A 3,379-nucleotide genomic window follows, 5' to 3' on the forward strand; every position below is an offset into this window, starting at 1 on the left:
CCGACGAAACGATACTCCCCGACACCAACAACCCACCCGCATTACCCAGGCCAACCGCTGCTCCGAATGCCGGCACCTGAATCAGGCCGATCAACAACCCCAGGACCATGCCCAGCGACAGCGTGAGCAAATCAGTCGCGGTACTCGGACGCCCCGCTTTGCCCAACAAGGCAGTCGCCTTGTCGATGGCACTGCGAAGGCCGATCAGGTGGATTAAATCCAGGCGTTGCAAGCGGGTTTCCAGCCCCACGGGAATCGGCGCCCCGCCCCGTTCAATCCCCACCAACTGCACTTGCCCGGCAATCGGCGACTGGCTGAATTCCTTGAGTGCCTTGCCCACGGCATCCTTGTGGGTAACCAGAATCATCGCCTCATCCAGCGGTATATTCAGCGCCCGTGCATCCGGCACTTCTGGCCCGATCAGGCCCATGTGGTCGGTCAGCGCGTCTAGGCTGCCTCCCAGTGCAATCACATCGCCCAGTTGCAACACCAAAGTCGGGGCGGCCCCCAACAATTCGTCGCCCCGCTCGACGTTTTCGATCTGGTACAGAGCATATCGCTCGCGGAATTGCGCTATGCTTTTCCCCACCAAGTCAGGGTTCACCAGGCGATAAGCCCGCAGATCAAACGGCCGATAACCGCTGAGTCCGGCGTCGTCGACGTTCGGCACGCCGTGCTCTACTTCATATTGCTTGGCCGCCTTGCGCGCATCCATGCCCCACCAGCGCGGGAGGTATTTGCAGATCAAAATGATCCCGACCGTGCCCCAGATATAGGTGATACCGTAGGACAGCGCGATCATCGCCGTGGCCGCTGCCGCGGTGGTGCCCGGCGGCAGAGGTACCACGCCTGAGGTAATTGCCTGTTCGGCAGAGCCAATGGCCGCCGACATGGTTTGCGAACCGGCAAGAATCCCGCCCGCCGCACCTACCGGCAGCGATAACAGGCGCACACCCAGCACCACGATGCCCAGCCCAAGAAACGAGGACAGAATCGCCAGGAAGGTGAACTTCAGACCATCCCCCTTGAGACTGTTAATGAACGAAGGCCCCACACGCAGCCCGACGCCGTACATGAACAGGTAATAAAACAGGCTCTTGGTGAAGTTATCGAGTTCGAAATGCACACCGTAATACGACGCCCAGGTCGCAATCGCGCAGCCGATGACGATGGCACCGGCCACCGCGCCCAGGCCGTAGCCCTTGATGGTGCCGCGCCCAACCCAGACAGACAGGCCAACTACCAAGAACAGCAGTATGTAAGGGTTGTCGTGCAAGAAATTAAAGAAGGCAGTCACGATGATTCGTACCTGGCGATGCAACGCTAAAGGTACCGGGCCTCAAGGCCCGGTGAGTATTCAGTGCGTTTAGTTGAGGTTCGGGGTGTCGGCCGGGATGACCGGGACGGCGATGGCTCCATGGCTGAAGCTTGGGCCCGCGTCGGAATGCTCTACCGGGTTTTTCTGCAAGTAGGCGATGGCCTTGCGCAGGTCCTCCAGTAGCAACGCCACCAGGTCACGACTCACGCCATGCCGTACCAGGATGCGCTGCACCACGATGTTCTGACGATCGGACGGCAACGGGTAAGACGCAATCTGCCAACCGCGCATGCGTACACGCTCCGACAGGTCATAGAGGCTGAAGCCGTGATCTACATCGTCCTTGAGCTTGTAGCAAACCGCCGGCAGACCGTCATTGCCGTCGTACACCAGTTCCAGCGGGGCGAACTTGGTGATTTCCGACGCCAGCCACTGAGCCGTATCGGAACACGCTTGTTGAATACGGGTGTAGCCGTCACGACCGAGCCGCAGGAAGTTGTAGTACTGGGCGATGATTTCACCGCCGGGGCGGCTGAAGTTCAGGGCAAAGGTCGCCATGTTGCCGCCCAGGTAGTCGACGTAGAAGATCAGCTCTTCCGGCAGGTCTTCGGTGGAGCGCCAGATCACCCAGCCCACGCCGAGCGGCGCCAGACCGTACTTGTGGCCGGAAGCGTTGATCGACTTGACGCGCTCAATCACAAAGTCCCATTGCAGCTCTTGCTGGATGAACGGAGCGATAAACCCGCCGCTCGCCGCGTCGACATGAATCGGAATATCCAGGCCAAGATCGCGTTGCATCGAGTCCAGCTCGGCCGCCAGGGCGGCGACCGGTTCGTAGATCCCGGTAAAGGTCACGCCCAGGGTCGCGACGACACCAATGGTGTTTTCGTCGCAATATTCCCGCAGGTCGGCCGGGCGCAGGCCCAACGCGTCGCCGCGCAACGGCACTTCGCGAATTTCCACATCGAAATAGCGAGCAAATTTTTTCCAGCAGATCTGCACCGGGCCGCACACGAAATTCGGTTTGTCGGTGGGCAGCCCCGCCGCTTCCCGGCGCTTCTTCCAACTCCACTTGAGGGCCAGGCCGCCGAGCATCGCCGCTTCGCTGGAGCCCGTGGTGGAACAGCCAACGGTTTGCCAGGACTTCGGCGCGTGCCATAGGTCGGCAATGATGTGCACGCAACGGTTTTCAATCTCGGCCGTCTGCGGGTACTCGTCCTTGTCGATCATGTTCTTGTCGAGGGCGTCGGCCATCAACTGCTGCACTTCGGGCTCGACCCAGGTGGTGCAGAAAGTCGCCAGGTTTTGCCGGGAATTGCCGTCCAGCAGCAGTTCGTCGCGCACCAGGTTGTAGGCGACAAACGGCGTGGTCGAGTGATCCGGGAGGCGATATTTGGGCAGCTTGTGCTGGGCGGAGCCACTCGAATAAACGTCTTCGATGGCTGGATTTTGCGTCTCTACCGTTTTGTGAAGTGCCATAACGTCCTACCTTTGACAAAGGAAATCTCTTAGACGTTGATCAAGACAGGTGCTGATCAGCTTGCGTCAGGAAAAATCTATGGGATAGAAAATCAACCATTTTTTTGAACTCGTATTAGCCATCAAGCCATGGATCAACTTAAGCCAAAATCGATAACTACATTCGACGCGACATTCAATACTTTATTTATGGCCGGAAGAGGCTGGCGTTCGATATCCACTTTAACGTTGCCTTCGGCGGCGAAGGTCAGGACCTCAGCCATGTCATCGCTGTTACTCTAAAACGAATTCTGTACTGCGTCTGCGTACTACAATCGCATTTAATTATCAAGATTTTATCAAGACTCTATCAAGCTATCATCAAGACTCCCGATATTCATAAGCTTGGGCGATGAATATAAAAAATCGTCGTGTAAATAAAAAAAGCCTTTTACATGAACATTCACGCGGCGCACCTAGGGAATCTCCGAACAAGCCTTCAGTTATGCGAGAATCCCCGCAACACCTGATCCGAGCCGCCCATGAGCCAGATGAGCTTTTCCGACTTTGAGTACGCCGGCAAGCGCAAGCAAACCCGCCGAG

General features: G+C 57.6%; 3 protein-coding genes. All 3 read right to left on the reverse strand.

What is annotated here, in order from left to right:
* A partial coding sequence (locus QMX91_RS29920; RefSeq protein ID WP_282413818.1) for a TrkA C-terminal domain-containing protein occupies nt 1-1,297 on the reverse strand: 1,297 nt, incomplete at its 3' end.
* A 69-nt stretch (nt 1,298-1,366) separates the two neighbouring features.
* On the reverse strand, nt 1,367-2,797 hold the full coding sequence (locus QMX91_RS29925) for a glutamate decarboxylase (protein WP_153338232.1): 1,431 nt from the start codon (nt 2,795-2,797) through the stop codon (nt 1,367-1,369).
* A 134-nt stretch (nt 2,798-2,931) separates the two neighbouring features.
* The gene (locus QMX91_RS29930) at nt 2,932-3,060 is read right to left on the reverse strand and encodes a hypothetical protein (RefSeq protein ID WP_260455810.1); all 129 of its coding nucleotides are present in this window, start codon (nt 3,058-3,060) and stop codon (nt 2,932-2,934) included.
* Nucleotides 3,061-3,379 lie beyond the last annotated feature (319 nt).

The organism is Pseudomonas sp. PS01299 (genome assembly GCF_029960145.1).
Classification (GTDB): Bacteria; Pseudomonadota; Gammaproteobacteria; order Pseudomonadales; family Pseudomonadaceae; genus Aquipseudomonas; species Aquipseudomonas putida_A.